General features: G+C 71.1%; 2 protein-coding genes. One reads left to right on the plus strand and one right to left on the minus strand.

Annotation, left to right across the window (positions count from 1 at the left end; all coding sequences use genetic code 11):
• Positions 1-17 precede the first annotated feature (17 nt).
• A complete protein-coding gene (locus tag AOK17_RS42470; protein WP_055617998.1) occupies positions 18-950 on the minus strand; it encodes a Ppx/GppA family phosphatase in 933 nt (310 codons plus the stop codon).
• Positions 951-1,021: 71 nt separating this feature from the next.
• Here AOK17_RS42470 and AOK17_RS42475 point away from each other — a divergent pair, with 71 nt between their 5' ends.
• Positions 1,022-1,876: a DUF3109 family protein gene (locus tag AOK17_RS42475; protein WP_055617999.1), complete on the plus strand. Its 855-nt coding sequence runs from the start codon at positions 1,022-1,024 to the stop codon at positions 1,874-1,876.
• Position 1,877 lies beyond the last annotated feature (1 nt).

A 1,877-nucleotide genomic window follows, 5' to 3' on the forward strand; every position in this document is an offset into this window, starting at 1 on the left:
CCGGGGCGCGAGGCGGGCTACGGGGTCGCCATCTGGTCCAGGGTTCGGAGGATTACGCCCTCTCTCAGGGCCCAGGGGCAGATTTCCAGGGTTTCTACGCCGAAGAGGTCCATGGCGCCGGCGGCGACGATGGCGCCGGCGAGGAGTTGGTTGGCGCGGCCGTCGGAGACGCCGGGGAGTTCGGCGCGTTCGGCGGTGGTCATGGCGGCGAGGCGGGGGACCCAGTCCTCCAGGGAGCGGCGCTTGAGCTCGCGCTGGACGTACAGGCCGTCGGCCGAGCGGGCGGCGCCCGCGATGCGGGCGAGCTGCCGGAAGGTCTTGGAGGTCGCGACCACGTGGTCGGGCGCGCCGAAGCGGCTGAATTCCCCGACCGTACGGGCGATCTGGGCCCGCACATGGCGGCGCAGGGCCCTGATGTCCTCCGGGTCCGCGGGATCGTTCGGCAGCCAGCCGGCGGTCAGCCGGCCCGCGCCCAGCGGCAGCGAGGCCGCCGCGTCCGGCTCCTCGTCGATGCCGTAGGCGATCTCCAGGGAGCCGCCGCCGATGTCGAGGACGAGCAGCTTCCCCGCCGACCAGCCGAACCAGCGGCGGGCCGCCAGGAACGTGAGCCGCGCCTCCTCGGCCCCGGTGAGGACCTGGAGCTCGACGCCGGTCTCGGCGCGCACCCGGGCCAGTACGTCGTCGGCGTTGCTGGCCTCGCGCACCGCGGACGTGGCGAACGGCAGCAGGTCCTCGACGCCCTTGTCCTCGGCGGCTTCCAGCGCCTCCTGGACAACGGCGATCAGTTTGTCGACTCCTACAGAATCGATCGCGCCGCTCTCGTCGAGGAGTTGGGCGAGCCGCAGCTCCGCCTTGTGCGAATGCGCGGGCAGCGGGCGCGCGCCGGGGTGTGCATCCACCACCAGCAGATGCACCGTGTTCGAACCCACGTCGAGGACACCGAGTCTCATGTACGGAACGCTACTGCGCGCGGAACGCCCAGCAGTCCCCGGATGGCTTCCCGGCCACTTACCCTGGACTCGTGCCAAAGACGAAAAAGGCAAAGGCCGACAAGTCGGCAGTGTCCGCCAAGTCCGCCAAGGGTTCGCCCAAGTCCAAGAAGTCCCCGGCCGTCCCGGAGCAGGGTGACGAGAAGGGGCTCGACTTCGCGCGTGCGTGGGTGGAGTTCCCGGATCCGGCCGACGACGAGCAGCTTTTCCGCTGCGATCTGACATGGCTGACCTCTCGCTGGAACTGCATCTTCGGAAGCGGCTGCCAGGGCATCCAGGCGGGCCGCGCGGACGACGGGTGCTGCACGCTGGGCGCCCACTTCTCGGACGAGGACGACGAGAAGCGCGTCGCCGGGCATGTGGCGAGGCTCACGCCGGAGATGTGGCAGAACCACGAGGTGGGGACGGAGACCGGCTGGGTCTCGAAGGACGAGGACGGCGACCGGCAGACCCGGCCGTACCAGGGCTCGTGCATCTTCCAGAACCGGCCGGGCTTCGCGGGCGGCGCGGGCTGCTCGCTGCACATCCTGGCCGTCAAGGAGGGCCGCGAGCCCCTGGAGACCAAGCCGGACGTCTGCTGGCAGCTCCCGGTCCGGCGTACGTACGAGTGGATCGACCGGCCCGACGACACCCGGGTGCTCCAGGTCTCGATCGGCGAGTACGACCGCCGCGGGTGGGGTCCTGGCGGGCACGACCTGCACTGGTGGTGCACGTCGGCGACCTCTGCGCACGGCGCGGGCGACCCGGTCTACGTCTCGTACCGGCCCGAACTGATCGAACTGATGGGCAAGGCCGGCTACGACCGCCTGGTGGAGCTGTGCGAGGAGCGCCTGGCGTCCCAGCTGCCGTTGTTGGCTCCGCATCCGGCGGACCCGGCCCGCGGCTGAG

This window comes from Streptomyces phaeochromogenes (assembly GCF_001418655.1).
Classification (GTDB): Bacteria; Actinomycetota; Actinomycetes; order Streptomycetales; family Streptomycetaceae; genus Streptomyces; species Streptomyces phaeochromogenes.

Excerpts from the sequence above, each read along its gene's own strand:
- AOK17_RS42470 (WP_055617998.1), bottom strand. The coding sequence starts at position 950 with ATGAGACTCGGTGTCCTCGACGTGGGTTCGAACACGGTGCATCTGCTG.